The organism is Elioraea tepidiphila DSM 17972, from assembly GCF_000378465.1.
Taxonomy (GTDB): Bacteria; Pseudomonadota; Alphaproteobacteria; order Acetobacterales; family Acetobacteraceae; genus Elioraea; species Elioraea tepidiphila.
Window position 1 is genome coordinate 43,148 of the sequence record NZ_KB899913.1, and the last position, 26,664, is coordinate 69,811.

General features: G+C 72.0%; 24 protein-coding genes. 9 read left to right on the forward strand and 15 right to left on the reverse strand.

Annotation, left to right across the window (positions count from 1 at the left end; translation table 11 throughout):
- A complete protein-coding gene (locus F563_RS0104355) occupies window positions 1-1,320 on the reverse strand; it encodes an MFS transporter (RefSeq protein ID WP_019013424.1) in 1,320 nt (439 codons plus the stop codon).
- Window positions 1,317-6,014 carry an NAD-glutamate dehydrogenase gene (locus F563_RS21535; RefSeq protein WP_019013425.1) on the reverse strand — a complete coding sequence of 1,566 codons (4,698 nt, stop codon included), beginning with the start codon at window positions 6,012-6,014 and terminating at the stop codon, window positions 1,317-1,319. Before F563_RS21535 ends, F563_RS0104355 begins: the two co-directional genes overlap by 4 nt.
- A 220-nt stretch (window positions 6,015-6,234) precedes the next feature.
- Here F563_RS21535 and F563_RS24295 point away from each other — a divergent pair, with 220 nt between their 5' ends.
- The 4 genes from F563_RS24295 (at window position 6,235) to F563_RS23775 (ending at window position 9,745) form a co-directional block, all read left to right on the forward strand.
- Complete coding sequence (locus F563_RS24295) at window positions 6,235-6,663, forward strand: OmpA family protein (RefSeq protein ID WP_019013426.1); 429 nt, start codon at window positions 6,235-6,237, stop codon at window positions 6,661-6,663.
- Between the two features lie 156 nt (window positions 6,664-6,819).
- The gene (locus F563_RS23770; RefSeq protein ID WP_026299328.1) at window positions 6,820-7,425 is read left to right on the forward strand and encodes a hypothetical protein; all 606 of its coding nucleotides are present in this window, start codon (window positions 6,820-6,822) and stop codon (window positions 7,423-7,425) included.
- 76 nt (window positions 7,426-7,501) lie between these two features.
- On the forward strand, window positions 7,502-8,170 hold the full coding sequence (gene fzlA / locus F563_RS0104375; protein ID WP_019013428.1) for an FtsZ-binding protein FzlA: 669 nt from the start codon (window positions 7,502-7,504) through the stop codon (window positions 8,168-8,170).
- A gap of 57 nt (window positions 8,171-8,227) precedes the next feature.
- Window positions 8,228-9,745: a caspase family protein gene (locus tag F563_RS23775; protein ID WP_051089322.1), complete on the forward strand. Its 1,518-nt coding sequence runs from the start codon at window positions 8,228-8,230 to the stop codon at window positions 9,743-9,745.
- 27 nt (window positions 9,746-9,772) lie between these two features.
- Here F563_RS23775 and F563_RS21550 read toward each other — a convergent pair whose 3' ends face one another.
- The 5 genes from F563_RS21550 to F563_RS0104405 are packed head-to-tail and all read right to left on the reverse strand — an operon-like array spanning window position 9,773 to window position 14,090.
- Window positions 9,773-10,633 carry a tetratricopeptide repeat protein gene (locus F563_RS21550; protein WP_156825062.1) on the reverse strand — a complete coding sequence of 287 codons (861 nt, stop codon included), beginning with the start codon at window positions 10,631-10,633 and terminating at the stop codon, window positions 9,773-9,775.
- A gap of 37 nt (window positions 10,634-10,670) precedes the next feature.
- Window positions 10,671-11,336 (reverse strand): cyclase family protein, encoded by a 666-nt coding sequence (locus F563_RS0104390; protein WP_019013430.1) that lies wholly within the window; start codon window positions 11,334-11,336, stop codon window positions 10,671-10,673.
- Between the two features lie 23 nt (window positions 11,337-11,359).
- Entirely contained in the window at window positions 11,360-12,646 is a 1,287-nt protein-coding gene (locus tag F563_RS0104395) for a TRAP transporter large permease (RefSeq protein ID WP_019013431.1), read from the reverse strand.
- A complete protein-coding gene (locus F563_RS0104400; protein WP_019013432.1) occupies window positions 12,643-13,116 on the reverse strand; it encodes a TRAP transporter small permease in 474 nt (157 codons plus the stop codon). Before F563_RS0104400 ends, F563_RS0104395 begins: the two co-directional genes overlap by 4 nt.
- Entirely contained in the window at window positions 13,113-14,090 is a 978-nt protein-coding gene (locus F563_RS0104405; protein WP_019013433.1) for a DctP family TRAP transporter solute-binding subunit, read from the reverse strand. The genes F563_RS0104400 and F563_RS0104405 overlap by 4 nt, the downstream gene beginning before the upstream one ends.
- A gap of 68 nt (window positions 14,091-14,158) precedes the next feature.
- On the opposite strand from F563_RS0104405, the gene F563_RS0104410 reads away from it, so the two are divergent.
- Window positions 14,159-15,049, forward strand: a complete 891-nt coding sequence (locus F563_RS0104410) for an SDR family oxidoreductase (RefSeq protein ID WP_019013434.1) — start codon at window positions 14,159-14,161, stop codon at window positions 15,047-15,049.
- Here F563_RS0104410 and F563_RS0104415 read toward each other — a convergent pair.
- Window positions 14,999-15,754, reverse strand: coding sequence for an alpha/beta hydrolase (locus tag F563_RS0104415; RefSeq protein ID WP_019013435.1), 756 nt, complete (start codon window positions 15,752-15,754; stop codon window positions 14,999-15,001). The two genes, F563_RS0104410 and F563_RS0104415, sit on opposite strands and share 51 nt — an antisense overlap.
- A gap of 46 nt (window positions 15,755-15,800) precedes the next feature.
- Here F563_RS0104415 and F563_RS0104420 point away from each other — a divergent pair, with 46 nt between their 5' ends.
- The 3 genes from F563_RS0104420 (at window position 15,801) to F563_RS0104430 (ending at window position 19,145) form a co-directional block, all read left to right on the forward strand.
- A complete protein-coding gene (locus F563_RS0104420; protein ID WP_019013436.1) occupies window positions 15,801-16,940 on the forward strand; it encodes a glycosyltransferase family 4 protein in 1,140 nt (379 codons plus the stop codon).
- A gap of 67 nt (window positions 16,941-17,007) precedes the next feature.
- Window positions 17,008-18,405: an aminotransferase gene (locus tag F563_RS0104425; RefSeq protein ID WP_019013437.1), complete on the forward strand. Its 1,398-nt coding sequence runs from the start codon at window positions 17,008-17,010 to the stop codon at window positions 18,403-18,405.
- Window positions 18,402-19,145 (forward strand): SDR family NAD(P)-dependent oxidoreductase, encoded by a 744-nt coding sequence (locus F563_RS0104430; protein ID WP_019013438.1) that lies wholly within the window; start codon window positions 18,402-18,404, stop codon window positions 19,143-19,145. The genes F563_RS0104425 and F563_RS0104430 overlap by 4 nt, the downstream gene beginning before the upstream one ends.
- Before the next feature lie 28 nt (window positions 19,146-19,173).
- Here F563_RS0104430 and F563_RS0104435 read toward each other — a convergent pair whose 3' ends face one another.
- From F563_RS0104435 to denD, 6 genes are all read right to left on the reverse strand, one after another.
- Window positions 19,174-20,040, reverse strand: a complete 867-nt coding sequence (locus F563_RS0104435) for an ABC transporter permease subunit (protein WP_019013439.1) — start codon at window positions 20,038-20,040, stop codon at window positions 19,174-19,176.
- On the reverse strand, window positions 20,037-20,825 hold the full coding sequence (locus F563_RS0104440) for a taurine ABC transporter ATP-binding protein (protein ID WP_019013440.1): 789 nt from the start codon (window positions 20,823-20,825) through the stop codon (window positions 20,037-20,039). The genes F563_RS0104435 and F563_RS0104440 overlap by 4 nt, the downstream gene beginning before the upstream one ends.
- Before the next feature lies 1 nt (window position 20,826).
- Window positions 20,827-21,882 (reverse strand): taurine ABC transporter substrate-binding protein, encoded by a 1,056-nt coding sequence (gene tauA, locus F563_RS0104445; RefSeq protein WP_211211363.1) that lies wholly within the window; start codon window positions 21,880-21,882, stop codon window positions 20,827-20,829.
- A 127-nt stretch (window positions 21,883-22,009) separates the two neighbouring features.
- Window positions 22,010-23,119, reverse strand: coding sequence for an NAD(P)/FAD-dependent oxidoreductase (locus F563_RS0104450; RefSeq protein ID WP_019013442.1), 1,110 nt, complete (start codon window positions 23,117-23,119; stop codon window positions 22,010-22,012).
- A gap of 79 nt (window positions 23,120-23,198) precedes the next feature.
- Window positions 23,199-23,768 carry a peroxidase-related enzyme gene (locus F563_RS0104455; RefSeq protein ID WP_019013443.1) on the reverse strand — a complete coding sequence of 190 codons (570 nt, stop codon included), beginning with the start codon at window positions 23,766-23,768 and terminating at the stop codon, window positions 23,199-23,201.
- 8 nt (window positions 23,769-23,776) lie between these two features.
- Window positions 23,777-24,760 carry a D-erythronate dehydrogenase gene (gene denD, locus F563_RS0104460; protein WP_019013444.1) on the reverse strand — a complete coding sequence of 328 codons (984 nt, stop codon included), beginning with the start codon at window positions 24,758-24,760 and terminating at the stop codon, window positions 23,777-23,779.
- A gap of 71 nt (window positions 24,761-24,831) precedes the next feature.
- Here denD and F563_RS0104465 point away from each other — a divergent pair, with 71 nt between their 5' ends.
- Window positions 24,832-25,854, forward strand: a complete 1,023-nt coding sequence (locus F563_RS0104465) for a dienelactone hydrolase family protein (RefSeq protein ID WP_019013445.1) — start codon at window positions 24,832-24,834, stop codon at window positions 25,852-25,854.
- Window positions 25,855-25,865: 11 nt separating this feature from the next.
- Here the strand turns inward: F563_RS0104465 and F563_RS0104470 are convergent, their stop codons facing one another.
- Window positions 25,866-26,465: a PEP-CTERM sorting domain-containing protein gene (locus tag F563_RS0104470; RefSeq protein WP_019013446.1), complete on the reverse strand. Its 600-nt coding sequence runs from the start codon at window positions 26,463-26,465 to the stop codon at window positions 25,866-25,868.
- Window positions 26,466-26,664: the final 199 nt, after the last annotated feature.

A 26,664-nucleotide genomic window follows, 5' to 3' on the forward strand; every position in this document is an offset into this window, starting at 1 on the left:
CTAAACCGACGGTGGCGCGACCGCCCGCACGGGCGGCTCGCGCACCGTCGTCAGGATCGCCGCCCCGCCGAGCAGGAACAGCAGGATCGTCGCCATCCCGGCGCGCTGGCTGTCGAACGCGGCCGTCGCCGCGGCCAGCGCCGCCGGTCCCGCGAAGGCCGTGATCCGGCCCGAGAGCGCGAAGAGCCCGAAATATTCCGAGGCTTGCTCGAGCGGCGCGAGCCGCGCCATGAGGGTGCGGCTCGCCGCCTGGGCCGGGCCGAAGAACACACCGAGCGGCAGGGCCAGCAGCCAGAACCAGAGCTTGCCCTCGACCAGCAGCAGCGTGCCGCCGATCGCGGCAAGCGCGCCGAGCGAGATCAGCACGGTGCGCTTCGGCCCGATCGCGTCGTCGACGAAGGCGAACAGGCCCGCGCCGATCCCGGCGGTGATGTTCATCGCGATGCCGAGCAGGATGATCTCGTCCGTTGCCATGCCGAAGGTGCCGGCGGCGTAGATCGCCCCGAAATTGAACAACGTGTTCAGCCCGTCGGTGTAGAGCAGGCGCGCGATCAGGAACCGCGTCACGGCAGGGCGGCGGCGGAGTTCCGGCAGCAGCCGCGCCATCGCCGCCATGCCGGACCGGATCGCCGAGCGGATCGGCGCGCGCCGCGGAGCGTCGGGAACCAGCAGGAAGAGCGGCCAGCAGAACACCCCGTACCAGACCGCGACCAGCAGGTTGGTGGCGCGCACATGCTCGGCTTCGGCTCGGTCGAGCGGGAACAGCGGCGGGTCGGGCTGGATCAGCAGCACCAGACACAGCACGAGGCAGAACAGCCCGCCGACATAGCCCGCGCCCCAGCCCCAGCCGGAGATGCGCCCCATCATCGGCCGCGGGGCCACGTCCACCAGCATCGCGTTGTAGAACACCGTGCCGAGCTCGAAGGCGAGGGTGGCCAATACGACCACGACGAGCGCGAACGGCACCGAGGTCGGATCGGGCCGCACCCACCACAAGGCACCGCAGGTGGCCAGCGCCATCACCGTGAAGCCGGCGAGCCATGGCTTGCGGCCGCCCGCACCGTCCGCGACCGCGCCGAGCGGCGGCGAGAGCACCGCGATCAGCACCCCCGCGATCGCCATCGCGAACCCCCACTGGGAGGTGCCGACGGTCTCGCTCTCGGCGACCGCCTGCACGAAGTAGGTCGCGAACACGAAGGTACCGATCACGGCAGGGAAGGCGCTGTTCGCCCAGTCGTAGAGCGACCAGGCGATGACGGCGCGCCGGCGTCCGCGCGGCAGGTCGGCCAGCCGCGTGATGTCGTCGCTCCGTAGCGTCACGCGAGCGCTGCGACCGCCCTTGTGGCGACCACGACCGCCGGCAGCACCGGCCGCGCGCCCAGCTCGGCCAGCACGCGCTCGGCGGCGACCCAGCGCGCGCCCGCGCCCGCGCGCACCGCCTCGACGCCGCCCTGGGCGAGCACCGCGGCGGCGAGCCGGGCCTGCGCATCGGCAAGATCGTCGGCGACCGAGGCGAGCGCACGCGCGGTCCAGCCATCCGACGCATCGACGTGGCGGGCAGCCGCGCGCACCGCATCCGGCCCGAGCCCGGTGCCGGCCGCGAACCACGCCTCCATGCCGGCGTCCGGCGCCACGCCCGCCTCGGCCGAGAGCCGCAGGATCGCCGGCGCCATCGCCGCCGCCCCGCCGGTCGGATCGCGCTCCAGCAGGGCCGGCAGAAGTGTGGCGACATGGTCGCGGTAGGGCGCGGCGGCCTCGGCGATGCGCAGACCCGGGGCGAGCACGCGGCCGAAGCCGCGCGCGGCCCCCTCCTGCGCGCGCCGCCAGGCGAGGAAGCGCGGATAGAGGGCCTTGGGGTCGCCGCCCGCGCTGTCCTCCGCCTCCGCCGCGGTCCGCAGGGGGACAAGCCCAAGCGCCTCGCGCGCCACCAGCGCCGCCGTCGCCGCCGCGTCCGGCGAAATGCCGTCGGCCAGGCGCGCGAACGCCGCGAGCCCCATGCGGTCGAGCAAATCATTGGTGAGCAGCATCGCCACCAGGTCGCGCCGGAGCGGATGGGCGGCGATCGCCGCGGCGAAGCGCTCGCGCACGGCAGCCGGGAAATAGGCGGCGAGATCGGGCGCGAAGGCCGGATCGTCGGGCAGCGGCGAGGCGATCAAGGCGTCGGTCAGCCAAAGCTTGGCGTGCGAGAGCAGCACGATCAGCTCGGGCCGCGTCAGCCCCGCGGCGCCACGCTCGGCGAGTGCTGCCGCGTCCGGCAGTCCGGCCACCGTGCGGTCGAGCCGTCCCTCGGCCTCCAGCCGCGCGATCAGCGCCGCATGCGGGCCAACCACCGTGGGGTCCATGCCCTCCAGCGAGACGCCGAGCGACTGGCGCGCATTGGTCGCCAGCACGTGCGCGGCCACATCGTCGGTCATGCCGGCCAGCAAGGCGTCGCGCTGCTTGGCGGTCAGCTCGCCCTCCTGCACCAGCCCGTCGAGCAGGATCTTCAGGTTCACCTCGTGGTCGGAGGTGTCCACGCCTGCCGAGTTGTGCAGGCTGTCGGTATCGACGCGCACGCCCGCACGCGCCGCCTCGACACGCGCGGCCTGGGTGAGTGCGAGATTCGCCCCCTCGCCGATCACCTTTGACCGGATCGCGGTCGCATCGATGCGGATCGCGTCATTGGCGCGGTCGCCGGCGTCCGCGTGGCTCTCGTGGCTCGCTTTGACGAAGGTGCCGATGCCGCCGAAATAGAGCAGATCGGCCTCCATGCCGAGGATCGCGCGCATCACCGCATCGGGCGGCGGACGCTCGGCCGTGATGCCGAGCATCGCGCGCGCCTCGGCCGAAAGCGGCACGGTCTTGGCGTTGCGGGGATAGACCCCGCCGCCGGCGCTGAGTCTGCTCTTGTCGTAGTCGGCCCAGGACGAGCGCGGCAGTGCGAACAAGCGCTTGCGCTCTTGGAACGACACCGCCGGATCGGGATCGGGGTCTAGGAAGATGTGACGGTGGTCGAAGGCTGCGCGCAGCCTGAGCGCCTGCGACAGCAGCACGCCGTTGCCGAACACGTCACCCGACATGTCGCCCACGCCGATGACGTCGATCGGCTCGCGGTCTATATCGACGCCGAGCTCGCGGAAATGGCGCCGGATGCAGACGAAGGCGCCGCGCGCGGTGATGCCCAGCCCCTTGTGGTCGTAGCCCTTGGAGCCGCCCGAGGCGAATGCATCGCCGAGCCAGAAGCCGCGTTCGAGCGCGATGCCGTTGGCGATGTCGCTAAATGTGGCGGTGCCCTTGTCGGCGGCGGCGACGATGTAGGGATCGTCGCCGTCGCGCCGCACCACGCGATCGGGCGGCACCACCTTGCCGCCGACACGGTTGTCGGTGAGGTCGAGCATCGCGCCGATCAGCAACCGGTAGCAGGCGATGCCCTCGGCCATCAGCGCCTCGCGGTCGCGCGCCGCATCGCCCGTGGCCGCGGGCGGACGCTTCAGCACGAACCCGCCCTTGGCGCCGGTCGGCACGATCACGGTGTTCTTCAGAGTCTGCGCCTTCATCAGCCCGAGGATCTCGGTGCGGAAGTCCTCGCGCCGGTCCGACCAACGGATCCCGCCGCGCGCGACGGGCCCGCCGCGCAGATGCACCCCCTCCATGCGCGGCCCGTGCACGTAGATTTCCCGGAACGGCACGGGCTGGGGCAGGTCACCGACCGCGCGGGAGTCGATCTTGAAGGCGATCGTGGGGGCGGCGGGGTCGCGGAAGAAGCTCGTGCGCACCACGCCATCGAGGGCAGCGCGCAGTCGCGTCAGGATGCGGTCCTCGTCAGGGCTCTCGACGGCATCGAGCAGCGCGCGCCAGCGCTCGTCGAGCGCGGCCTCGGCCTCGGCGTTGCGCGCGCCGTCCGGATCGAAGCGGACACGGAACAGATCGACCAGCAGCCGGGTCGCCTCGGGCTGCGCGGCGAGTGCCGCCTCGACCGCGCCCTGGCTGAAGGCGAAGCCCGCCTGCTTCAGCCAGCGATAGAGCGCGCGCAGCATCCAGGCCTCGCGCCAGGTGAGGCCCGCGCGCACCACGAGGCGATTGAACCCGTCCGGCTCGGCGCGGGCATGCCACAGCGCCTCCAACGCCTCGGCGATTGCGCCCGCGCGCGCCGGATCGAAAGGCGCATGATCCTCTGTCTCAAGGCCGAACTCGTGCAGCACCACCTCGCGCGCGCCAGCCGGATGCAGGTGGTGCGGAACCTCCTCGATCGCGCGCAGGCCGAGGCTCTCGATCAGCGGCAGGATGCCGGAGAGCGGGACCGGCCGGTCCGGATTGGCGACCCGCAGCGCGAGCGCATAAGGCGCGGCCCCCTGCGGACGGGCGAGCGAGAGCTGGAGCGTGCCCGAGGCGAGCGCCGCCTCGGCGAGCGCGATGTCGGCCACCGCCTCGCGCGCGGTGCGCCGGTCGGCATAGCCGGGCGGGAAGGCCTCGCCCCACCGGCCGAGCACGGCGAGCGCGCCGGCCTCGCCCTTCTCGGCGATCAGCGCCTCGGCCAGCCGGTCGCGGAAGCTGCGCGCGATCTCGCCGAGCGCGCGTTCGAGCCGCCGCACATCCACCTCGGGCACGGCGCCGGGCGTGGTGGCGACGATGTAGTGCACGCGCGCGAGCGGCGAATCGCCGATCAGGATGTAGGCGGTCGAGAGCCGGCCCTGGAACGCCTCGGCGATCGCGGTGCCGATGCGTGCACGCAACTTTGTGTCCATCACGTCGCGCGGCACATAGACGATCGCGGAGACGAAGCGCTCGAACCGGTCCCGCCGCAGGAACAAAGCCACGCGGTGCCGCTCCTGCAGCGCGAGCACGCCGCGCGCCGTCGCGAGCAGCTCGTCCACGTCGGCCTGGAACAGCTCGTCGCGCGGATAGGTTTCGAGGATGTTGGAGAGCCGGCGCCCGTCATGCGTGTTGGGATCGACCCCGGCCTTGGCCAGCACGGCCGCGACCTTTTCGCGCAGATAGGGGATCGAGCGCGGGTTGCGGTTGTAGGCGTTGGAGGCGAACAGGCCGAGGAAGATGTCGGCCCCGCTGACGCGGCCCGAGGCATCGCGTCGCTTGACGACAATCGCGTCGCAATGCTGCGGCCGGTGCACCGTCGCGCGCATGTTCGCCTTGGCGACCGTCAGCAGGGTCGGCTCGGCCGCCCAGGCGCGCACGGCAGGCGGCAGGTGGGCCGGATCGCGCAGCACGTCGAACACCGGCACGCCGGGGTCGCGCAGCAGGCCGAGCGAACAGTCCTGCTCCGCCGCGATGCCGCTCCCTTCGGGCCGATAGCGGCGGTAGCCGAGCAGCACGAAGTTGTCGTCGGCGAGCCAGGCGAGGAACTCGCGCGTGATCCGCGCCTCGTCGCCGTCCGCGCCGTCGAGCGCGCCGATCGCCTCGGCGAGGCGTTCGCGCATCGCTGGCCAGTCCGCCACCGCGGTGCGCACATCGGCCATGGCGCGCTTGAGCGTGGCGGCGACGGTGGCGAGCTCGGCGCTGTCGGTGCCTTGCGCGAACTCGATCTGCATCATGCTCTCGCGCGGCGCGCCCGCACCGGCCGCCTCGCCGAACGCCAGGAGCGTGCCGTCGGCGTCGCGCCGCACCGGGACGATCGGATGCACGACCAAGTGCACGGCCCGGCCCGCGATCGCAAAGCCGGCGAGAGCCGAATCGACCAGGAACGGCATGTCGTCGGTGACGATCTCGGCGATCGAGTGTTGGCTGCGCCAGCCCTCCGCCTCCGGGCGCGGGTTGAAGACGCGCACGCTCGCCTGGCCGGGCGTGCGGCGACGGACGTGGTCGAGCAGGCTGAGCGCGGCACCGGCGACGTCCTCGGGGCTGCGGGCGGCGAGGTCCTCGTCCGGCACGGAACTGGCCCAGAGGGCCAGGAAACGCCGCGCCTCCTCGCCCGCGGCGCCGGGCAGGCGACGCAGCAGCAGCGACCCGGCCCCCTCCAGCACCGCGACGCGCTCCGGGCGCGCAGGCGTCAAGCCGCGATCAAGACCCTCGGGTGCCATGGCGCCCTCCCTCGTGCTCGGCGCGCAGTCTCCCGCGCTGCGCCGGGCGGTTCAACTCCCGGTCGCGGCCAAGAGCGGACGTACGACAGACTGCAATCATTGCGCTAGGCTCGATGGTCCGCGGCAAGAGGCTGCGGCATCGGCCGGATGCGCGCGTGGCCATGCCACCGGGGTCCATGTCCGGCGCGGTTGGGGATCGGACCCGGGGGAAGAGACTACGATGCGCCGCGCTCTGCTCACACTGATCCTGCTCGTGGCATCCGGCGGTCAGTCGGCGATGGGGCAAGCGGCCTGCGCGGGCGTGGTGCCGGCCGATCCCAACTATCACCAGTACACGGTCCTGTTCGCGGCCGGATCGTCCGCGCTGACGGGCCAGTCGCGGGCGACGATCACGCAGGCGGCAAACCAGATCAAGGCGCAGTTCAAGAACCAGGTCTGCCTGATCGGCCGCACCTCGCCGACAGGATCGCGCGAGGCGAACGAGCGGCTCGCGCTCGCGCGCATCCGTGCGGTCAGCGACGCCCTGGTGGCCCAGGGGGTCCAGCGTGGCCTCATGGACAGCCTGGTGCAGGGACCCGCGTTCGGGATGCGCCAGGACCGCTCTGAGAATCCCGAGGACCGCAGCGTGATGATCATGTTCCCGCGCTGATGCCGTTCCGGTCCGGCCGACACGTTCGCCGCGGCGCACCGGCGGGGCGGGGTTGAGACCCCGCAACCCGCGCGCTAGAATCGATGGTGCAACACACAGGCAACCACACTGGGACCGGCCATCCGGGGGCCAGCCCCTGGGATGGAGGAAGAGTTCATGATCCGATGGTTCGTCATCGGCGTCCTCGTCGCCGCCTTCATGGCGCCGGCGCTGGAGACCGCGGCGCAGCCCAACCCCGATTTCTGGGTCTCGAACACCAGCGGCAAGCAGATCAATGAGATCTATGTCTCGCCCTCGACCGACACCAACTGGGGCTCGGACTGGCTGCGCGAGCATGTGCTCGCCTCGGGGCAGCGCTTCGCGATACGCCCGCGCCGGGACGGCACCTGCGTGTTCGACATCCGCGTCGTGTTCGCCGACGGCACCTCCGAGGAGCGGCGGCGCGTGAATGTGTGCAACGTCAACGAGGTCGCCTTCACCGCGGCCGGTCGCACCGCCCCTGGTCAGCAGATCGCTGATTTTCGCCTCGTGAACCGGTCCGGGCGGACCATCCAGCAGCTCTTCGTCTCCTCCGCCACCGACCAGAGCTGGGGCGCGGATCGGCTGGGCCAGAACGTGCTGCCGAGCGGACGCGCCTTCGCCGTGACGCTGCCGCGCGATGGCACCTGCATCTATGACATCCGCGTCGTCTACGACAACAACACCGCCGCCGAGAAGCGGCGCGTCAACACCTGCGAGATCAACGAGGTCATCTTCCCATGACGTGCCGGTGAGGTGAGCGCGCGGCGCACCCGCGCGCGCTTCCGGCGGCACGGCGCGCGTGCGATAAGCGCACGCGATGCGACTCCTTTACCACCTGCCGCTCTCGCCCTATTCGCGCAAGGTGCGGCTGGCGCTGGCCGAGAAGCGGCTGGCCTTCGAACTCCGGGTGGAGAAGGTCTGGGAGCGCCGGCCGGAGTTCCTTGCCCTCAATCCCGCCGCACAGGTCCCGGTGCTGGTCGAGGAGAGCGGCCTTGCGATTCCCGACAGCGCGGTGATCTGCGCCTATCTGGAGGAAACCTACCCCGAGACGCCGCTGCTCGGCGCCAATGCCGCCGAGCGTCTCGAATGCCGCCGCCTGGTCGCTTGGTTCGACGGCAAGTTCGCCCGCGAAGTCAGCGAGAACCTGCTGTTCCAGAAGCTGATGAAGCGTCTGCTCGGGCGCGGCGAGCCGGAGGGTGCGGCCATCCGCGCCGGCTACCAGAATCTGCGTGGGCATCTCTCCTATCTCGGCTGGCTTGCCGAGCACCGGCGCTGGCTCGCGGGCAACGTGCTGACACTCGCCGATCTCGCCGCTGCCGCGCATCTCTCGGCGCTCGACTTCCTGGGCGACGTGGACTGGTCGGTCTCGCCCGCCGCCAAGGACTGGTACGCGCGCATCAAGTGCCGCCCCGCCTTCCGAGCCCTGCTCGCCGACCGCGTGCCGGGGCTGACCCCGCCGGGTCATTACGCCGATCTCGACTTCTGAACCGGGTGCAATTTCGGGGTTGACCTCGCGGCCGATACGGCGGCGGAATCGAGCCGCATGATGAGGCCGTTGCTCCTGGTGCTTGCCGTGGTGCTCGCCTGGGGCACGGAAGCGTTCGCGCAGCGGGTGGCGCTGGTGATCGGCAACGGCGCCTATGTCGAGGCGCCGCCGCTTGCGAACCCGGCGAACGACGCGACCGACATCCATGCCGCCCTCACGCGGCTCGGCTTCGACAGCGAGCTTGTGGTGGACGCGGATCGCATCGGCCTGGAGCGGGCGATCCGGCGCTTCGGCGATCGCGCGGTCGGCGCCGAGGCTGCGATGCTGTTCTATGCGGGCCATGCGGTCGAGGTGGCCGGGCGCAACCACCTGATCCCGGTCTCGGCCTCGATCCGCTCGGACCGCGACCTGCCGTTCGAGACCGTCGATGTCGATGCGGTGATGACCCAGCTCGAAGGCCGGGCGCGGGTGATCCTGCTGTTCCTCGACGCCTGCCGCGACAACCCGTTCCGGCTCCGGCTGGCGGCTCAGGGCGGGCGCGGCATCGCCGGAACGGGCCTCGCGGCGGTGCGCGGGCCGGTGGGGACGCTGGTCGCGTTCTCGACCGCGCCGGGCACGGTGGCGCAGGACGGCACCGGGCGGAACAGCCCGTTCACGGCCGCGCTGCTGCGCCACATCGAAACCGAAGGTCTGGAGGTGCGGCCGATGCTGGGCCGGGTGCGCCAGACCGTGCGCGAGGCCACCGGCGGGGCGCAGATTCCGTGGGAGAACGCGAGCCTGGAGGGCGAGTTCTACTTCCGACCCGCGGCGCCACGCCCCCCCTCGGTCGCGGCCCTGTCGCCGCAGCCCCAGGCGCCGCAGCCCGCCCCGGCCGCGCCGCCCAGCGCCGATCCCGCGACCGAGCGGCTGTTCTGGGAGAGCATCCGCGACAGCCGCAACCCGGAGGAGTTCGAGGCCTATCTGCGCCGCTATCCGCATGGCGTGTTCACGGATCTCGCGCGCACCCGGATCGCCGCCCTGACGGGCTCGCGCGGCATCGTGCGGTCCGATCCGCCGGCGCCGCCTCCGGCGAGCCCGCCGCCCGCTCGTGTCGCGACGCCGGCCGCGCCACCGCCCCCGCCGCGACCGCCGACATCGCCGGCTGCGGCGCCGCAGGCGACCTCCGCGCCGGTCCGCCAGGCCGCCCCGGCCCCGCCCGAGCCGCAGCGCGAAGCCGCCCTTGTCCGCCCGCCCACGCCGCCGCCCGCCGCCGCCGCGCGCCAGCCCCCGGCTGATCCGCGCTGCGTGACGGTGGTGCATGCCGGCATGGACCGCGCAGCCGGCGCCCCGGGGCGGATCGAGATGCGCAACACCGGCGCGCCGTGCAGCCTGACGCTCTACCGCGACCCGCAGTCCCAGTCGCGCTATACGCGCATCTGGCTGAGCAACCAGCCGGCCAACGGCGAGGTGACGATCGACAACCCGACGGTCCGCTATGCGCCGAGGCCCGGATTCCAGGGCGAGGATCGCTTCATCATCGACACGATGCCGGATGGACGGCTGGTCGTCACGGTGCGGGTGCTGGGCGCCGACTGATCCCTCGCCTGATCACCGGCTCGCCCGTCAGCGCTCGTCCAGGGCGGCGAGATGGTCGCGTGCGAGTTCCGCCGCCGCGCTCTCCGGCGACAGGCGTATCGCCGTCTCCCAGTCCGCCCGCGCGCCGGCGAGGTCGCGCTGATCACGCCGCAGGAGCCCGCGCTCCAGCAACGCGTCCGGGTTCGCTGGATGGAGCGCCAGCGCACGCGCCAGATCGTCCTCGGCCAGCGCCCGTTGGCCCAGATGGCGCCAAGCCGAGGCGCGCAGCACCAGCGGCTCGGCCCGGTCGGGGCGCAGATCGACGACGCGCGAGAGATCGTCCACCGCCTCCTCGAACCGGTCCTGGCTTGCGGCGGCGATGGCGCGGTCGGTCAGCAGGTCGGGATCGTCCGCGCGGGCGGCGAGCCCGAGCGTCGCCGCGGCATAGGCGCGGTCGGGCCGGCCGAGCGCCAGCCAGAGCTGGCCCGCCTGGGCCAGCAGCGCGGCGCGCGCCTCCGCCGGCGCGAGCGCCTCGCGGCCGAGCGCATCGAGAATCTCGGCCGCGCGCTCGACCTCGCCGAGTTGCAGCAGCGCGGTCGCCGCGCAGTGCCGGGCCGCGTCACCACCACCCTCGGCGACCCAACGCTCCGCCTCCACCGCCGCCCGGGCCGGATCGACCATGGCGAGGCCCATGCAACGTTCGTAGTCGGAGCCGGCCGGTTCGGCGGAGGCGACGGGCTCGGTGCGTGGGGTGGCTGCGGGGTCGGGGGTCTCCGACGGCCCCGAGGGAACGGCTGGCGCGATCCGCGGTGGTGCAGGCTCGGGAGCGGCGAGCCACCAGGCCCCGCCGGCCGCCAGCACGGCCAGCACGATCAGGGTCGGGAACCAGCGGGTTGTCCGGTGTCGCATCCTGCGCGCGATGGTAGCGCAGGGGACAGGCCGTGTGTCAGTCCGGCTCGACCGCGATCACGCGCGCGGGGCAGCCGTCGCTCTCAGGCAGCTTCAGCGGCAGCGCGTAGATGGTCGGGCGATCGGTGCGGAGCGCGCCGAAATTGCACACGTATTCGATCAGGATCACGCCGTTCCTCAGCAGCACATCGTGGCTGACGAACTCCTCCATCGGCGCCATCCGTCCGCCCAGAAGCCCGCGGATGGGGTAGTCCTGCGGGAAGTCGGGCGCGAGCGCCTTGATCCCACGGTCGAGCAGCCAGGTGCAGGCAGCGCGCGTCAGCCACGGCGCCTCGGTCCAGAACTCCGGGCTGTGCAGGCGGCGGCGCTCGTCCCAGCGCGTGCGCAGCAGCACGATGTCGCCCGGGCGGACATGCGCGCCGCGCGCGACGAGCACGTCCGCATCGATCGGGGCGTTGTCGGGCGCGTCATCGAGCCGGATCACCGCCGCCTCGCCGATCGTCGCCTCCAGCGGCACCTGGCTGGAGGTCGGGCCGTCGGGCACCATGTGGCGCGGGCTGTCGATATGGGTGAAACCGTGCACGACGAGGCCGAGCCAGGTGACCTGGAACGGGTCGCCGCGCGCGAAGTCCGACTTCAGCGACCGCTCCATGGGCCAGCGGAAATGGGGCTCGATGGGCACGGTGAGATCGACGATGCGCATGGGGCTCCTTTCGTGATCCGCACTCAGCGGCCGGTGACGATCCCGGGCAGCGCGAGCGTCACCGCCGGCACATAGGTCACCAGCAGCAGCACCGCGATCAGCACGCCGAGGAACGGCAGCGACTCGCGGATCACCGTGGCGGGCGAGACCTCGGCCATGGTCGCGGTCATGTAGATCAGATAGCCGACCGGCGGCGTGCAGAGCCCGATCATCAGGTTCAGCACGGTGATCACGCCGAACTGCACGAGATCGATGCCCAGGCTCTGCACCAGCGGGAGGAAGATCGGCACCAGGATGATCAGTGCGGCGATCGGATCGAGGAACATGCCGATCGCGAAGAACAGCAGGTTCAGGAGCAGCAGTACCACGGGCCGCGAGGCGTTGAGATCCGTGATCGCGGCGGCGAAGGCGCGGCTGACACCCTGGTCGGCGATGATCCAGGCGAAGATGGACGAGGCGCCGAGGATCACCAGCACCGAGGCCGTCCCCTGCGCGGCCTGCACGAGTGCGCGCCAGAGCCCGCCAAGGCTCAGGCCGCGATAGACCAGGATGCCGATCAGCAGCACGTAGAGGGCGGCGATGCCGCCCGCCTCGGTCGCGGTGAAGGCGCCGCCGCGGATGCCGCCGACGATGATCACCGGCGCGAGCAGGGCGGCCGAGGCGCGTCCCGTCTCGCGCAGCCGGACCGGCAAGGTGGCGCGGGGCTCGCGCGGCAGGGCGAGCTGGCCGGCGCGCCAGTAGGCGACCAGCCCGAGGCCGAGCGCGATCAGCACACCGGGAACGATGCCTGCCAGGAACATGCTGCCGACCGAGGCGCCCGCCAGCACCGCATAGACGATCATCGGGATCGAGGGCGGGATGATCGGGCCGAGGATCGAGGCCGTCTCGATCAGCGCGGCGGCGAAGCCGGCCGGATAGCCCGCGCGCCGCATCGCGCGGATCAGCACCGAGCCGACGGCAGCTGCGTCCGCCACGGCAGAGCCCGAGATCCCCGCCATCACAAACGAGCTGACGATCGCGACCTGCGCGAGCCCGCCGCGGATATGCCCGACCATCGCGCGGGCGAAGCCGAGGATGCGCTCGGTCACCCCCGCAGCCCCCATCAGCTCGCCGGCGAGGAAGAAGAGTGCGATCGCGAGCAGCGCGAAATTGTCCATCCCGCCCACGAAGAACTGCGGCATCACCTCCAGCGGCACGCCGGGGCGGAACAGCAGCAGCGTGGTGAGCGAGGCGCCGAGCAGCGCGAACACCAGCGGCACGCCGAGGGCTGCGAGCCCCAGCATGACCCCGAGCAGCACGGCGAGCGTCATGGTCCGCTGCGGTCCTCGTCCGGCCCCAGCACCAGGTCGAGCAGGATCGTGACGATCCAGAGGGCCGCGCCGGTCACCACCGCCGCGTAGAGGTATTGGAGCGAGACCCCGAGCGCGGTGTAGCGGTCATAGGCTGTGAGCTCGATCAGGCCGAGCCCCTTCCACGCGAGCAGCCCGAGCAGGACGACCGCGAGCGCAGCCGCGAAGCCGCGCAGCGTGCGCGCAAGCCCGGGCGGGGCACGGTCCGACACGAGCTCGATCCGCATGTGCCGCGCGCGCGAGGCCGCGATCAGCACCAGCCACACGAACAGCAGCCGTGTGAGCTCCTCACCCCACGGCATCGGCACGCCGAGCAGGTAGCGTGCGGTGACCTGCGCCACCGTGACCGCGAGCACGCCGAGCAGGAGCAGCGCGGCGGTGATGTCGAGCAGACGTCCCAGCAGCCGCCGCGCCGCCCGCGCCGCGATCACCGTGCCGCCAGGATCGCGTCGATCAGCGCCGAGCCGTGCTGCGCGACGAAGATGGCCTTCACCGGCTCGAACGCGAGCCTGCGGAAGGCTTCCGTATCGACCCGCTCGACCACCTCGACACCGGCCGCCTTGATGGTGGCAAGGTCCTGCCCTTCCTGCTCGCGGTTGAGCCGGCGCTGCAGCACCGCCGCCTCGCGCGCGGCATCGAGCAAGGCCTTCTGGTGTGCTTCGGGCAGCGCGCGGAACCTGGCGAGGTTCATCGACACGATCGAGACCGTGTAGGCGTGGTCGGTGAAGGAGAGGTGGCGCTGCACCTCCTGGAATCGGTTGGAGCGGATGATGTTGAGCGGGTTCTCCTGCCCGTCCACCGCGCGCGTCTCCAGCGCCAGATAGACCTCGGTGAAGGCCATCGGTGTCGGATTCGCCCCCCAGAGCCGGAAGGCCTCGACATGGGCGGGGTTCGGCGTGGTGCGGATCTTCAGCCCCTGGAGGTCGGCCGGGGTGACGATCGGGCGACGGCTGTTGGTGATCTTGCGGAAGCCGATCTCCCAGAACGCAAGCCCCTTCATCCGGTGCTTCTCGAGCTCGGCGAGCAGGCCCCGGCCGACCTCGCCGTCCACGACCCGATAGACATGCTCGTGGCTTGTGAACAGGAACGGGATATCGAGCCCGTTCAGCTTCGGCTCGAACCGTGTGTAGAACGGATTGCCGGTCTGGCCGATATCGATCGTGCCGAGCCGTACGCCCTCCAGGATCGCCGGGTCGTTGCCGAGCTCGCCGGCCGGGTGGATCGAGATCCGGAGCTGCCCGTTGGTGGCGCGCGCGACCTGCTCGGCCATGTGCACCGCGGCGGCGTGGTGCGTGTCGCTGGTCGGCTGGGTGTGCGCGAAGCGCAGCGTGGTCTGCGCCTCGGCGGCGAGCGCCACGGCGACGGCGAGTGCTGCGCCCAGCAGCACGGGGTGGGCAGTGCGCATGGACCGGCATTCCTCCCTCGGGTTTCGTTGAGGCTTGCAAACCAATCGCAGCGTGTCAAACACCGGTCATGGATGGTGCACATCTCCTCGTGTTCGGCCTCGGCTACACGGGCGGCGTGATCGCGCGCACGGCGCGCGCGTCCGGCTGGCAGGTCACGGTCGTCACGCGTGATCCGGCGCGGGCCGAGGCCCGGGCGTTGGCGCAGGGCGGGATCGGTGTGGCGCCATTCGCCGATCCAGCGGCCGCTCTCGCGGGGGCGACGCGTCTGGTCGCCACCGCCGCGCCGGGCGAGGCCGGCGATCCCGTGCTGGCGAGGCACGCGGACGCAATCGCGTCCGCGCCAGCGTTGCGGTGGATCGGCTACCTCTCCACCACCGGCGTCTATGGCGACCGCGGCGGCGCGTGGGTGGACGAGAACACCGCGCCGGCCCCCGGTCAGGACCGCAGCCGGCGGCGCCGTGGCGCGGAACACGCGTGGGAGGCCATGGCGGCAAGGCGCGGCGCCTCGCTCGACCTGATCCGGCTCGCCGGCATCTACGGGCCGGGGCGTTCGGCGCTGGATGACGTGCGCAGCGGCCGGGCGCAGCGCATCGTCAAGCCGGGGCACGCGTTCAGCCGCATCCATGTCGCCGACATCGCTGGGCTCGTGCTGGCGGCGATGGCGCGACCGGACGGCGTGCGGGTGCTGCACGGCGCGGATGACCTGCCCGCGCCCTCGGCCGAGGTGATCGCGGAAGCCGCCCGTCTCCTCGGCCTCCCATCCCCGCCAGAGGTGCCGTTCGAGGAGGCCGCGCGCACCCTGTCGCCGATGGCGCTGTCGTTCTGGGTGGAGAGTCGCAAGGTCGCGAACGCGATCACCAAGGCCGCGACCGGCTGGGCGCCGCGCTACCCGACCTACCGCGAGGGGCTAGCCGCCATCCTGGCCGAGGAGCGCGGCGAGGGTGCGGCCCAGCAGTGACAGGTCGGCCTCGCGCGAGAGCCGGTGGTCGCCGTCCTTGATGAGCGTCACCTGCACGTCCTCGGCGGCGAGGCGCTCGGCGAGGCGCAGGCTGGTCTGCCATGGCACCGCGTCGTCCTGTTGCCCGTGCAGCAGGCGCACAGGGCAGGCGAGCGGGATCGGGCCGCGCAGCCTCAGATGCCGCCGCCCGTCCTCGATCAGCGCACGCGTGTAGGGGTAGCCCGCCGGGTCGTAGGGGTTTGGCTCGATGACGATGCCGTCGCGCAGCAGCGTGGCGCGCGTCGCCTCGTCCCAGCGCGCCCACAGCAGCTCCTCGGTGAAGTCGGGCGCAGCGGCGATGCCGACCAGCGCCGCCACCCCGTCCGGGCGCGCAAGCGCGACGTTGAGCATCGCCCAGCCGCCCATCGAGGAGCCGACGAGCACCACCGGCCCTTCGATCAGGCGATCGAGCACCGCGAGCGCATCCGCCGACCAGGCGCCGATCGTGCCGTCCTCGAAGCGGCCTGCCGAGGCGCCGTGGCCCGTGTAGTCGAAACGCAGGAAGCCCTGACCGCGCGCGCGGCACCACGCCTCCAGGAAGGTCGCCTTGGTGCCGGTCATGTCGCTGCGCAGGCCGCCGAGGAACAGCACGGTCGGGCGCCGCCCGGGGGTCATCACGTAGGCGATCCGGCCGTTGGGCCCGTCCAGCATCGCGTATCCGTCCATCCGAGACTCCTGTCCGCGTCCTTCCTGCGTGCTATCACGCCATGGAATGTCCGCCGATTCGCTCCCGCCCGCGGTGCTCCAGGTCCTGCCGATGCTGGAGACGGGCGGCGTCGAGCGCGGCACGATCGAGGTCGCCGAGGCGTTGGTGCGCGCCGGGTTCCGCGCCCTGGTCGCCTCGGCCGGCGGGCGGCTGGTGCCGGAACTCACCCATCTCGGTGTCGAACACATCGGCCTGCCGCTCGCCTCCAAGGACCCCTGGGTGATGTGGCGCAACGCGACCAAGCTGGCTCAGGTGATTCGCGAGCATCGGATCGACATCGTGCATGCGCGGTCGCGCGCCCCGGCCTGGAGCGCGCGCCTCGCCGTGCGCCGCACCGGCGCGCGCTGGGTGACGACTTATCACGGCACCTACAACGAGGGCTTTCCGCTCAAGCGCCGCTACAACGCCGTAATGGCCTCGGGCGAGCGGGTGATCGCGATCAGCGCCTTCATCGCCGAGCACCTGATCGAACGCCACGGCACGGATCCCGCGCGCGTGCGGATCATTCCGCGCGGCGTCGATCCGCGCCGCTTCGATCCCGCCATCGTCTCCGGCGAGCGGATCGTGAAGCTCGCGCGCGCCTGGCGCATCCCCGACGACGCGCCGGTGGTGCTGCTGCCCGGGCGGCTCACGCGCTGGAAGGGCCAGGAGCTGCTGATCGAGGCACTCGGCCGGATGGCGCGGCGCGACGCGGTCGCGGTGCTGGCCGGCGACGACCAGGGGCGACACGGCTACCGCGCCCGACTCGAGGTGCTGGCCGAGCGGCTGGGGCTTGGCGCGCGCGTACGTATCGTCGGCGACTGCCCCGACATGCCGGCCGCGCTCATGCTGGCCGATGTCGCCGTCAGCGCCTCGATCGAGCCGGAGGCGTTCGGCCGCGTCGTCGTCGAGGCGCAGGCGATGGGTCGGCCGGTGGTTGTGACCGCCCACGGCGGGGCGTTGGAGACCGTCTCGCCAGGCGAGACCGGCCTCCTGGTGCCGCCGGGCGACGCCGCCGCCTTGGCGACCGCGCTCGATCAGGTGCTGTCGCTCGACGAGGAAACACGCGCCGCCCTTGGCGCGCGGGCACGCGAGGCGGTGCTTGCCCGCTACACCACCGAACGGATGTGCGCGGCGACCCTGGACGTGTACCGCGAGCTCCTGTGACCCGGCCCCGGTTGTCAGGGGCCCGCCCCGGCGCGAGACTGCCCACGAAAGCCGAGAGGAGGACGCCATGATCCCCAACTCCCTGCACGCGCGCGACATCGCCTCGCTGGTGCACCAGCAGAGCGACCTCGACGCCTTCAACCGCGAGGGCGGCATGATCGTCGCGCGCGGCGAGGGCTGCCGCGTCTGGGACGTCGAGGGCCGCGAGTACATCGAGGCGATGGCGGGGCTGTGGTGCGCCTCGCTCGGCTTCAGCGAGAAGCGGCTCGCCGATGCCGCCTACAAGCAGCTGCTGACCCTGCCCTACTACCACACCTTCTTCCAGAAGGGGCACGAGCCGGCGATCGAGCTCGCCGAGCGGCTGCTGGCCCTCGCGCCGCGCTGCCCGGACGGCAAGAAGCTCGCGCGCGCGGCCTTCCAGTGCTCGGGATCGGAGGCGAACGACGCCGCGATCAAGATGATCTGGTACTATAACAACCTGCGCGGCCGGCCGAAGAAGAAGAAGCTGATCGGGCGCATCCGCGGCTATCACGGCAACACGGTCGCGGCCGCCTCGCTGTCGGGCCAGCCGCACATGCACGCCGATTTCGACCTCCCCTACGGCGACCGCTTCCTGCACATCGACAACCCGAACTACTACCGCTTCCACCACGAGGGCGAGACCGAGGAAGAGTTCAGCGCGCGCATGGCCAAGAACCTCGAGGCGCTGATCGAGCAGGAAGGGCCTGAGAACATCGCCGCCTTCTTCGCCGAGCCGGTGCAGGGCGGCGGCGGCGCGATCACGCCGCCCAAGGGCTATTTCGACCTGATCCAGCCGATCCTGCGCAAGCACGACATCCTGTTCGTCGCCGACGAGGTGATCTGCGGCTTCGGCCGCACCGGCAACATGTGGGGCTGCGACACCTACGGCATCGCGCCCGACATCCTCACCTGCGCCAAGCAGCTTACCGCTTCGTATCAGCCGCTCAGCGCCACGCTGATCAACGCCGAGATCCACGAGACCCTGATCGAGGGCAGCAGGAAGAACGGGAGTTTCGGCCACGGCTTCACCTATGGCGGGCACCCGGTGGCGTGCGCGGTCGGCGTCGAGGCGCTGAAGATCTACGCGGAGCGCGACATCGTCGCGCATGTGAAGCGCGTCTCGCCGGTGTTCCTCGCGGCGCTGGAGGAGGCGCGCGCGCATCCCCTGGTGGGCGACGTGCGCGGCATCGGCCTGATCGCCGGCGTCGAGGTGGTGGCCGACAAACGCACGCGCGAGCCGTTCCCGCCGGCGCTGAAGGCCGGGCTCGCGGTGCAGAAAGGTTGCGAGGACGAGGGGCTGATCGTGCGCGCGATCGGCGACCGCATCGCCTTCACCCCGCCGCTCATCATCACCGAGGACGAGGCGCGGGAGATCGGCGCGCGGCTCCGGCGCGGGCTCGATCGCGCGATGCCTGCGCTCAGGCCCGCGCTCGCCGCCGAGTGAGCGCGCTCGCGGGGCGGGTCGCGCTCGTCACCGGCGCGGGCAGGAACATCGGCCGGGCGATCGCACTCACGCTCGCCCGCGACGGTGCGGCCGTGGTCGTGAACGGACGATCGGACCGGGCGGCGATCGAGGCAATCGCCGCCGAGATCGTCGCAGCCGGCGGCAGGGCCGTGCCGCAGCTCGCCGACGTGTCCGATCCGGACGTGGTCGCCGCGATGGCGCGCGTGGTCGCCGAGACCCTCGGTGGGGTCGATATCCTGGTGTCGAACGCGGGATTGCGCCGGCAGACGCCGTTCACCGAGATGTCCTACGCCGAGTGGCGCGAGATCCTGTCAGTCGCGCTCGACGGGGCGTTCCTGCTCGCCCGCGCCTTCGTGCCGCAGATGATCGCGCGCGGCGGCGGCGCGATCGTCGCGCTTTCGGGCATCTCGCACCATGTCGGCACGCCGAACCGCGCGCATGTCTCGGCTTCCAAGGCGGGGCTGGAGGGGCTTATGCGCTCCCTCGCGGTCGAGCTCGCGCCGCACAACATCCGCTGCAACTGCGTCGCCCCCGGCATGATCGATACGGTGCGCGGGGCGTCGGCCGGGGCATCGCCCGGCATGACGGGCGGCATCCCGCTTGGGCGCAAGGGCACGGTCGAAGAGATCGCCGCGGTGGTGCGGCTGCTCGCCGGCCCCGAGGGCGGCTACATCACCGGCCAGACGGTGCACGTGAACGGCGGCGCGTTCCTGACCTGAGCGGCGCCACCGCGCGGGACGCGCCGCGTCAAACGCGCCCCTTCCACGGCACGAGCCGGCGCTCGGCCGCGCGCATGCCGAGATCGAAGGCATAGGCAAAAGCGGCGATCACAACGATGCCCATCATCACGAGGTCGGTACGCAGGAAGTTCGACGCGTTCAGCACCATCTGACCGAGCCCGACATTCGCCGCGACCATTTCGGCGGCGACCAGGGTCGTCCAGCCGAACCCGAGGGCAATGCGCATGCCGGTCAGGATATCGGGCAGTGCGGCCGGCACGATAACGTAGCGGACCAGCTGCACCCGCGTCGCGCCGAGCGAGAGCGCGGCGTTCACCTGCTCCGGCGCGACGCTGCGCACGCCGGCGCGCGCGGCGATCGCCAGTGGGGCAAAGCAGGCGAGATAGATCAGCACGATCTTCGAGGCCTCGTCGATGCCGAACCAGATCACCACCAGCGGCAGATAAGCGAGAGGCGGCAGCGGCCGGTAGAACTCGATTGGCGGGTCGAGCACGCCGCGCGCGACGCGCGACACGCCCATCGCGATCCCCGCAGGGATCGCGGTGAGGCAGGCGAGTCCGAAGGCGCTCATCACCCGCAACAGGCTGAGTGCGGAGTGGCCGATCAGCGTCGCCTCGCCGATCGGCGTATGCAGCCCATCGATCAGCCGGTCGAGGACCACCCCTGGCGAGGCGAGAAAGAGTGGCGCGATCCAGCCCCGCGCGGTGGCGAGCCACCAGAGGGCGAGCAGGGCGAGGATGGTGGCGAGGCTGATCCCCGTCGCCTTGCGCGGATCGGGGAAGACGAAGCGGGCGACGGCGGGTTGGAGCGGCCGATCGCCCTCGCGGGTGCCGCCGCGCCCAGCATCCGGGGCCTCGCGCGCGGCACGTCTCACGCCGACGGCCGCGCGCTGTTGCGGACCATCGCCAACACCTCCTCGCGCAGGGCGATGAAGCCCGCGTCGCTTTTCACCGCCCGGGCGTCGCGCGTCTCGACGTAGCGGCGCCCGAAGGCGACGGGCAGGCGGCGGACGATCCGACCTGGGCCCGGGCTCATCACCACGAGCTCGGTGGCGAGGAACAGCGCCTCCTCGACGCCGTGGGTGATGAACAGCATCGTCTTGCCCGAGGCTGCCCAGACGTCGAGCAACAGCTCCTGCAGCGTCTCTCGCGTGAGCGCATCGAGCGCGCCGAGCGGCTCATCCATCAGCAGCACCTGCGGATCGGCGGCGAGCGCCCTGGCAAGGCCGACCCGCTGCTGCTGACCGCCCGAGAGCGTGTAGACCGGACGATCGGCGAACTCGGCAAGCCCGACCAGGGCGAGCTTTGCCTCCGCGAGGGCGCGGCGCTCGGCCCGCCCGCGGCCGGCGAGGCGGGGCCCGAAGGCAACGTTCTCCCACACCGACAGCCAGGGTAGGAGGGCGTGCTTCTGGAACACCACGCCCCGGTCGGCGCCGGGGCGGGTCACCGGCCGGCCGGCGACGGTGACCCGTCCTGCGGAGGGCGCGAGGAAGCCGGCAATGCAGTTGAGCAGCGTCGTCTTGCCGCAGCCCGAGGCCCCGAGGGCGACGCAGAAGCCGCCCTCGGGGATGTCGAGATCGACCCTGTCGAGCGCCGTCAGCCAGCCGCCGCCCGGCAGCGGGAAGGCGACCGACAGCCCCTCGACCGAGACCGCCCCCATCTCAGGCGGCGGCGGAGGCGGCGAAGCGCGGGCTGACGTGGCGGGCGATGTCGGCCGGCACAGCCTGGATGCGGCCCTGGGCGTGCAGGAACTCGGCCGTGTGGCGGATCGCCCGCACCGTTCCGCTTTCGGTACCACCGCCGAGCCAAGTCGGCGACGCCTGCACGGCGGCCGGCACGAAGCGATAGAGGGTCATCATCGTCGGAACATCCTCGACCCGCGCACCGGTGATACGGGCGGTCACGGCAGCACGCTCGGTGCCTGGCCCCCAGAGGCCGGGGTTGGCCATGTATTCGGCATCGTAGCGCGCCATGATCTGCGTGTAGGCGGTCATGAATTCAGCGTTCGCGCGGGCCCAGTCACGATCGACAACGACGCCATCGAAGGTCGGCCGCCCCCAGGCGGCGAGCTGACCCGAGGAGATCAAGACCCGCCCCGTGCGCAGCACCGCGCTGCGCGTAGGCTCCCACACAAAAGTGGCGTCGATGTCGCCGCGCTCCCAGGCAGCGGCAATCTCGGGCGGGCGCATGTTCAGGATGCGCAGGCTGTTGCTCGGGATGCCGAACTGATCGAGGGCAAAGAGCAGGTGGAAATGCGTCGTCGAGACGAAGGGCACTCCGACGCGCTTGCCGCGCAAGTCCTGCGGCGCGGTGATGCCGGCGCCGTCGCGCACGATCAGGGCCTCGGCATCGGCGATATCGGTAATGATCCAGATCAGCTCGATATTCAGGCCTTGGGCGATCGCCGCCGTGGTCGGCGAGGAGCCGACCTCGCCGATCTTGGCGTCGCCCGAGGCCATGGCGCGGATGACCTCCGCGCCGGCAGTGAACAGCCGCCAGTTGATGCGGTAACCAGTCGCGCGCTCAACCTCCTGCGCGGCCATCGCGGCCCGGAATGGCACCACCATGTACTGGTGCGCGATGGTCACCTCGCGAGTCTGCGCGATCGCCGGAGCGGACAGCACAGCGGTCGCGGCTGCCGTTGCCGCGATCGCCTGCCGGCGCGTCAATGTCACTCTCGTCATCGCTTTCTCTCCCTGCTGCGCGGCACGGTGCAAGGAGGGGCAAGCAATGGCCATGCCAGTAGGACCATCGCGCTGCGCCGCTGCGCGTGTGCGACCCTGCGCCCGCTCGGCGGGCAGGCTGCCCAAACGAGGAGCGGAAGGGGGCGCAGATTTCGGCCAGTCAGCGGCGCGGGAAACGCGCCGGGTCGCAGCGCCGTGCCGCCTCGTGCAGTGTCGGCGCGCGGCCGAGCGCGATCTCGGCGGCGAGCCGTGCCGCCGCCGGCGCGGTCTGGATGCCGTAGCCCCCCTGCCCGACCATCCAGAGAAACCCCTCCGCATCGGGCGCCCAGCCGATCGCGAGCGAGCGGTCGGGGGTGAAGGTGCGCAGGCCCGCCCAGCGATGCTCGATGCGTTTCACCGGCAGATCGAGCGCGGCTTGCGCGCGGTCGATCGCGAGGGCGAGGTCGAGCTCGTCCGGCTGCACGTCGCAGGGCGGCATCGGCGTCTCGTCCGCCGGGCTCAGCATCAGCTTCCGTCGCGCCTCGGGGCGCGCGTACCAGGTATGGTCGGCATCGCCGAGCAGCGGCCAGTCAGCCGGATCGTGGCCTTCCGGCGCATCGACCAGGAGCGCGGTGCGGCGCATGGGCGCGAGCCCCAGCGGTGCCACCCCGGCGAGGCGCGCGACCTCGTCGCCCCAGGCGCCGGCGGCGTTGACGACGATCGGCGCGGCAAACATGCCCGCCGGTGTCGTCACCTGCCACGTGCCGTTCCGCCGCTCGATCGCGGTGGCGCGCGCTTCGGTCGCGAGCGTGCCGCCCGCCGCGCGCAACTGGCGCAGATACCCGTGGTGCAGCGCGTGCACGTCGATGTCGAACGCGTCCTCCTCGATCGCGGCCGCGACCGCGTAGTCGGGCCGCAGGATCGGCACCATCCGGCGCACATCCTCGACCGCCACCGGCCGCAGCCCCTCCCCTTCGGCGATCATCTGCTCCAGATGCGCGCGCTGATCCTCCGGTGCCAGGAACAGCACGGGGCGGCGATGGGTGAGCGCATGCTCGGCGAAACCAGGCGGCGGGGATTCGAACAGCGCACGCGACGCGCCGGTGAGCACGCGCACATCGGGAGGGCCGTAGTTCAGGATCCAGAGCGCGGCCGACCGGCCGGTGCTGTGGAAGCCGGGCTGGCTCTCGGCCTCCAGCAGCACGACCCGCCGTCCGGCGACGGCGAGCCCGGCGGCGGTGGCGGCCCCGGCAATGCCGGCGCCGATGACGAGGATGTCGGTCTGATGCATGGGCCGAGACTAGATGATCGCGGTCGCGCCCGCGCACCCTCGCGGACGCGCGGCTGATCGGCAGGACAGGCGGGCCATCTCAGCCGCGCCCCATGGCGTAGAACTCGTCGTTCGGGCGCAGCTCGGCGACGTTGGCCAGCCGGTTCGACATGCCGAAGAACGCAGCGATCGCGGCGATGTCCCAGATCGCCGCGTCGTCGAAGCCGGCCTCACGCAGCGCCGCATGATCGTCCTCACCCACCTCGTTCGCCCGCTCGGTCACCTTCAGCGCGAAGTCGAGCATGGCCTTCTGCCGCTTCGTGAGGTCGGCCTTGCGCCAATTGGCCGCGATCTGGTCGGCGAGCAGCGGGTTCTTGGCGCGAATGCGCAGGATCGCGCCATGCGCGACCACGCAGTACTGGCACTGGTTGCGCGACGAGACCGCGACCACGATCATCTCGCGCTCGGCCTTGCTCAGCCCCTCGTCCTTGTCCATCAGCGCGTCGTGATAGGCCATGAAGGCGCGGAACTCGGCCGGCCGGTGCGCGAGCATCAGGAACACGTTGGGGATGAAGCCGGATCGCTCCTGCACGGCGAGGATGCGCGCGCGGATGTCGTCCGGCAGGGCGGCGATATCGGGGATCGGCGTGCGGGCGATCGGCCGGCGCATGGCGACTGTCACGCGGAACGCAGCGCGCGCGTCGCCGCGAGGTCGTCCTCCAGGAAGGCGCGCAGCAGCGCCTCCAGACTCTCGTGCGGGGGGAAGCCGAGCGCCCGGGCGCGCGCATCGTCGAAGCGGGCGGGCCATGTGCCGACGATGTCGGCGACCTCGCGATCCTCGACGCGACGAACCAACCGCGCCGCCTCCGCCCCGCCGACCGCGCGCAGCACCGCCAGCATCTGGCCGACGGTGACGGTCAGGCCGGGCGGATTGACGCCGCGATCGAGCCCGAGCGCGCCGCCATCGATCGCGCAGGCATGCAGCAGCCAGTCGGTTGCGGTGCGCGGCGAGGCGATCCAGAGCGCGAAATCCTCCGGCACTGGCAGGTTCGCCTCCTCGCCGAGGAAGGGCTCGCGCAGGATGGAGGAGGCGAAGGACGAGGCCGCGCGGTTCGGCCGGCCCGGGCGCACGACGACAGTCGGCAGACGGAGCGCCACACCGTCCACGAAACCCTTGCGCGTGTAGTCGTGGATCAGCAGTTCGCCCGCGGCCTTCTGCGCGCCGTAGGAGTTGCCCGGAACGGGGCGCGTCTCGTCGCGGATCACCGCGCCCTGCCCCCCCGAGAAGGTCGCGACCGAGGAGGTGAACACCACGCGCGGCCGGGACCCCGCCGCGCGGCAGGCCTCCAGCAGCGTGCGCGTGCCGTCGAGATTGACGCGCCAGCCGAGGTCGAAATCCGCCTCGGCCTGGGCCGAGACGATCGCCGCCAGGTGCACGACCACGCCGGTCGCGGCCGTGACGAGGCCGGCCACGGTCGGCGCATCGGCGATGTCGCCGGTGACGCAGCGCACGGGGAACGGTGCGGCCGGCGCCTCGGCGGCGATGACGTCGAACAGCGTCATGCCGCTCACCGGCCGGCCGCCGATCGCGCCTTCGGCCGCGATCCGGCCGGCCAGCTTGCGCCCCAGGAACCCCGCCGCTCCCGTGATCGTCACGTGCATCCCGCGCGTCCTCCGCCAATGCTCCGGCGTTGTGGCGCCTCGGCGCCGGGACGGCAAGACAGGGAGCGGCGATGCGGATCACGGCACTGATCCTGGCGGCAGGCGTGCTGGCCGGGCCGGCCCTGGCGGATGCGGGACGGCTGACGCATCCGTGGCCGAACGGCGACGCGCTCGCCGCCGCCGAGCAGCGCCACGTCACCTGGCCGTCCTCCTCACCCTTCACCCCCTGGGACCAGATGATCGGCAACGGCGCGCCGACCGAGGCGACCGGCACGCTGTTCCTGCCGCGCCGCGCAGCCGGCGCCCCGCCGCCTCCGGCGGTGGTGATGCTGCACGGCTCGGGCGGCGTGCTCGGTCCGCGCGAGCTCACCTATGGCCGGCAGTTCGCGGCGATGGGGATCACCGCGCTCGCGATCGATTCCTTCGCCGCCCGGCGCGACCGTGGCACGAGCTTCATCGACCGGCTGCTGAACATCACCGAGAGCATGCTGCTCGCCGACGCCTATGCGGCGCTGCGCTGGCTGGGCGAACAGGGCTACGCCGATCCGCGCAGGGTCGCACTGGTCGGGTTCAGCTACGGCGCGATGGCGACGATGTACGCGCTGAACGAAGGTGCGGCCGCGGCGTTCGCGCCCGGCGGCGAGCGCTTCGCCGCGCACGCCGCCTTCTACGGCCCCTGCATCGCGAGTTTCGAGGACGAGCGCACCACCGGCGCGCCGCTTCTGATCCTTTACGGCACCGAGGACGAGCTGATCGATCCTGCGCGCTGCGCCGAGACCGCCGAGAGCTTCCGCCGCGGTGGCAGCGAGGTCGAGGTGATCGCCTATGAGGGGGCGGCACACCAGTGGGACGGCGGCTGGGGGCCGCGCCGCATCGGCTCCCTGCTGAACGGCTGTCGGCTGCACCTGGAGCGCGACGGCACGGTGCGTGATCTGAGGAGCGGCCTGCCCATGGCGGGAAGCTTCAGCCGGCGGGTGATCCTGGCCCTCTGCGTCGAGCGCACGCCCTACCTGATCAACGCCGATCCGGCCGTGCGGGAACGCTCGAACGCCGACCTCGGCCGCTTCCTCGCGCGCGCCTTCGGAGCCGGGTAGCGCGCGGCCCGCTAAGCGGCGCGGCGCCGCAGCGCCGCCAGCCCTGCCATCGCGAACCCGAACAGCGCGAGCGCGGCGGGCTCCGATACGACAACCGGCGGCTCGCCCGCCGGCGGATCGATCGGCAGGACGCGAAACCGCGCGTCATGGGTGGCCGGGGACACGCCGGAGAACACCAGTGATCCGCCGGCATAGGGATTGGCGCTGGAGAAGTCGACGGCCCAGCGCGGTGTCGTGTCGGTGACGATCGCAGTGTAGACGCTGCCCACCGCCAGGGTGACATGGGCGAAGTCAGCGTCCACCCAGCCGACAAATCCGGAGCTGAGGCCGCCGACCGCGACGCTGCCGAGCAGAGCGCCGTGGATGCCCGCGCCTTCGTACAGCGTCATTGTCACGCTTGCGCCGTTCGGCGCGATGTCAGGGCGCAACTCGTGCAGCCAGAACCCGACCGACACCGTTGCATCCTCCGCGACGAAGGACTGGCCGATCGGCGGGTAGGACAGCAACTGGACGTTGCCGGTCTGGTGGTCCTGCACGATCGGTGCGGCCACCGTGGAAGCAGCGGTGGCCCAAAGCGCAGCGGCGGACAGACGGGCCAGACGGAACAGCATCGGGTGTTTACTCCTCGCGAAACACTGTGGAACCGGACCGTGCGACGACCGGCGCGAGGCGCATCGATAGGGCGTTGCGATTGCGCCATGACGTCGAAGATTGCGGCTGTGTTGCCGTCGGACATGCCCAGCGTCCGGATCGGCCCCGGACACCGGCAGATGCCCGGCTGACCCACCGCTTGCCCCGATGGCCGCGGGG

Excerpts from the sequence above, each read along its gene's own strand:
- F563_RS21535 (WP_019013425.1), bottom strand. The coding sequence starts at position 6,014 with ATGGCACCCGAGGGTCTTGATCGCGGCTTGACGCCTGCGCGCCCGGAG.
- F563_RS24295 (WP_019013426.1), top strand. The coding sequence starts at position 6,235 with ATGCGCCGCGCTCTGCTCACACTGATCCTGCTCGTGGCATCCGGCGGT.
- F563_RS23770 (WP_026299328.1), top strand. The coding sequence starts at position 6,820 with ATGATCCGATGGTTCGTCATCGGCGTCCTCGTCGCCGCCTTCATGGCG.
- fzlA (WP_019013428.1), top strand. The coding sequence starts at position 7,502 with ATGCGACTCCTTTACCACCTGCCGCTCTCGCCCTATTCGCGCAAGGTG.
- F563_RS23775 (WP_051089322.1), top strand. The coding sequence starts at position 8,228 with ATGATGAGGCCGTTGCTCCTGGTGCTTGCCGTGGTGCTCGCCTGGGGC.
- F563_RS21550 (WP_156825062.1), bottom strand. The coding sequence starts at position 10,633 with ATGCGACACCGGACAACCCGCTGGTTCCCGACCCTGATCGTGCTGGCC.
- F563_RS0104390 (WP_019013430.1), bottom strand. The coding sequence starts at position 11,336 with ATGCGCATCGTCGATCTCACCGTGCCCATCGAGCCCCATTTCCGCTGG.
- F563_RS0104395 (WP_019013431.1), bottom strand. The coding sequence starts at position 12,646 with ATGACGCTCGCCGTGCTGCTCGGGGTCATGCTGGGGCTCGCAGCCCTC.
- F563_RS0104405 (WP_019013433.1), bottom strand. The coding sequence starts at position 14,090 with ATGCGCACTGCCCACCCCGTGCTGCTGGGCGCAGCACTCGCCGTCGCC.
- F563_RS0104410 (WP_019013434.1), top strand. The coding sequence starts at position 14,159 with ATGGATGGTGCACATCTCCTCGTGTTCGGCCTCGGCTACACGGGCGGC.
- F563_RS0104415 (WP_019013435.1), bottom strand. The coding sequence starts at position 15,754 with ATGGACGGATACGCGATGCTGGACGGGCCCAACGGCCGGATCGCCTAC.
- F563_RS0104420 (WP_019013436.1), top strand. The coding sequence starts at position 15,801 with ATGTCCGCCGATTCGCTCCCGCCCGCGGTGCTCCAGGTCCTGCCGATG.
- F563_RS0104425 (WP_019013437.1), top strand. The coding sequence starts at position 17,008 with ATGATCCCCAACTCCCTGCACGCGCGCGACATCGCCTCGCTGGTGCAC.
- F563_RS0104440 (WP_019013440.1), bottom strand. The coding sequence starts at position 20,825 with ATGGGGGCGGTCTCGGTCGAGGGGCTGTCGGTCGCCTTCCCGCTGCCG.
- F563_RS0104450 (WP_019013442.1), bottom strand. The coding sequence starts at position 23,119 with ATGCATCAGACCGACATCCTCGTCATCGGCGCCGGCATTGCCGGGGCC.
- F563_RS0104455 (WP_019013443.1), bottom strand. The coding sequence starts at position 23,768 with ATGCGCCGGCCGATCGCCCGCACGCCGATCCCCGATATCGCCGCCCTG.
- denD (WP_019013444.1), bottom strand. The coding sequence starts at position 24,760 with ATGCACGTGACGATCACGGGAGCGGCGGGGTTCCTGGGGCGCAAGCTG.
- F563_RS0104465 (WP_019013445.1), top strand. The coding sequence starts at position 24,832 with ATGCGGATCACGGCACTGATCCTGGCGGCAGGCGTGCTGGCCGGGCCG.
- F563_RS0104470 (WP_019013446.1), bottom strand. The coding sequence starts at position 26,465 with ATGCTGTTCCGTCTGGCCCGTCTGTCCGCCGCTGCGCTTTGGGCCACC.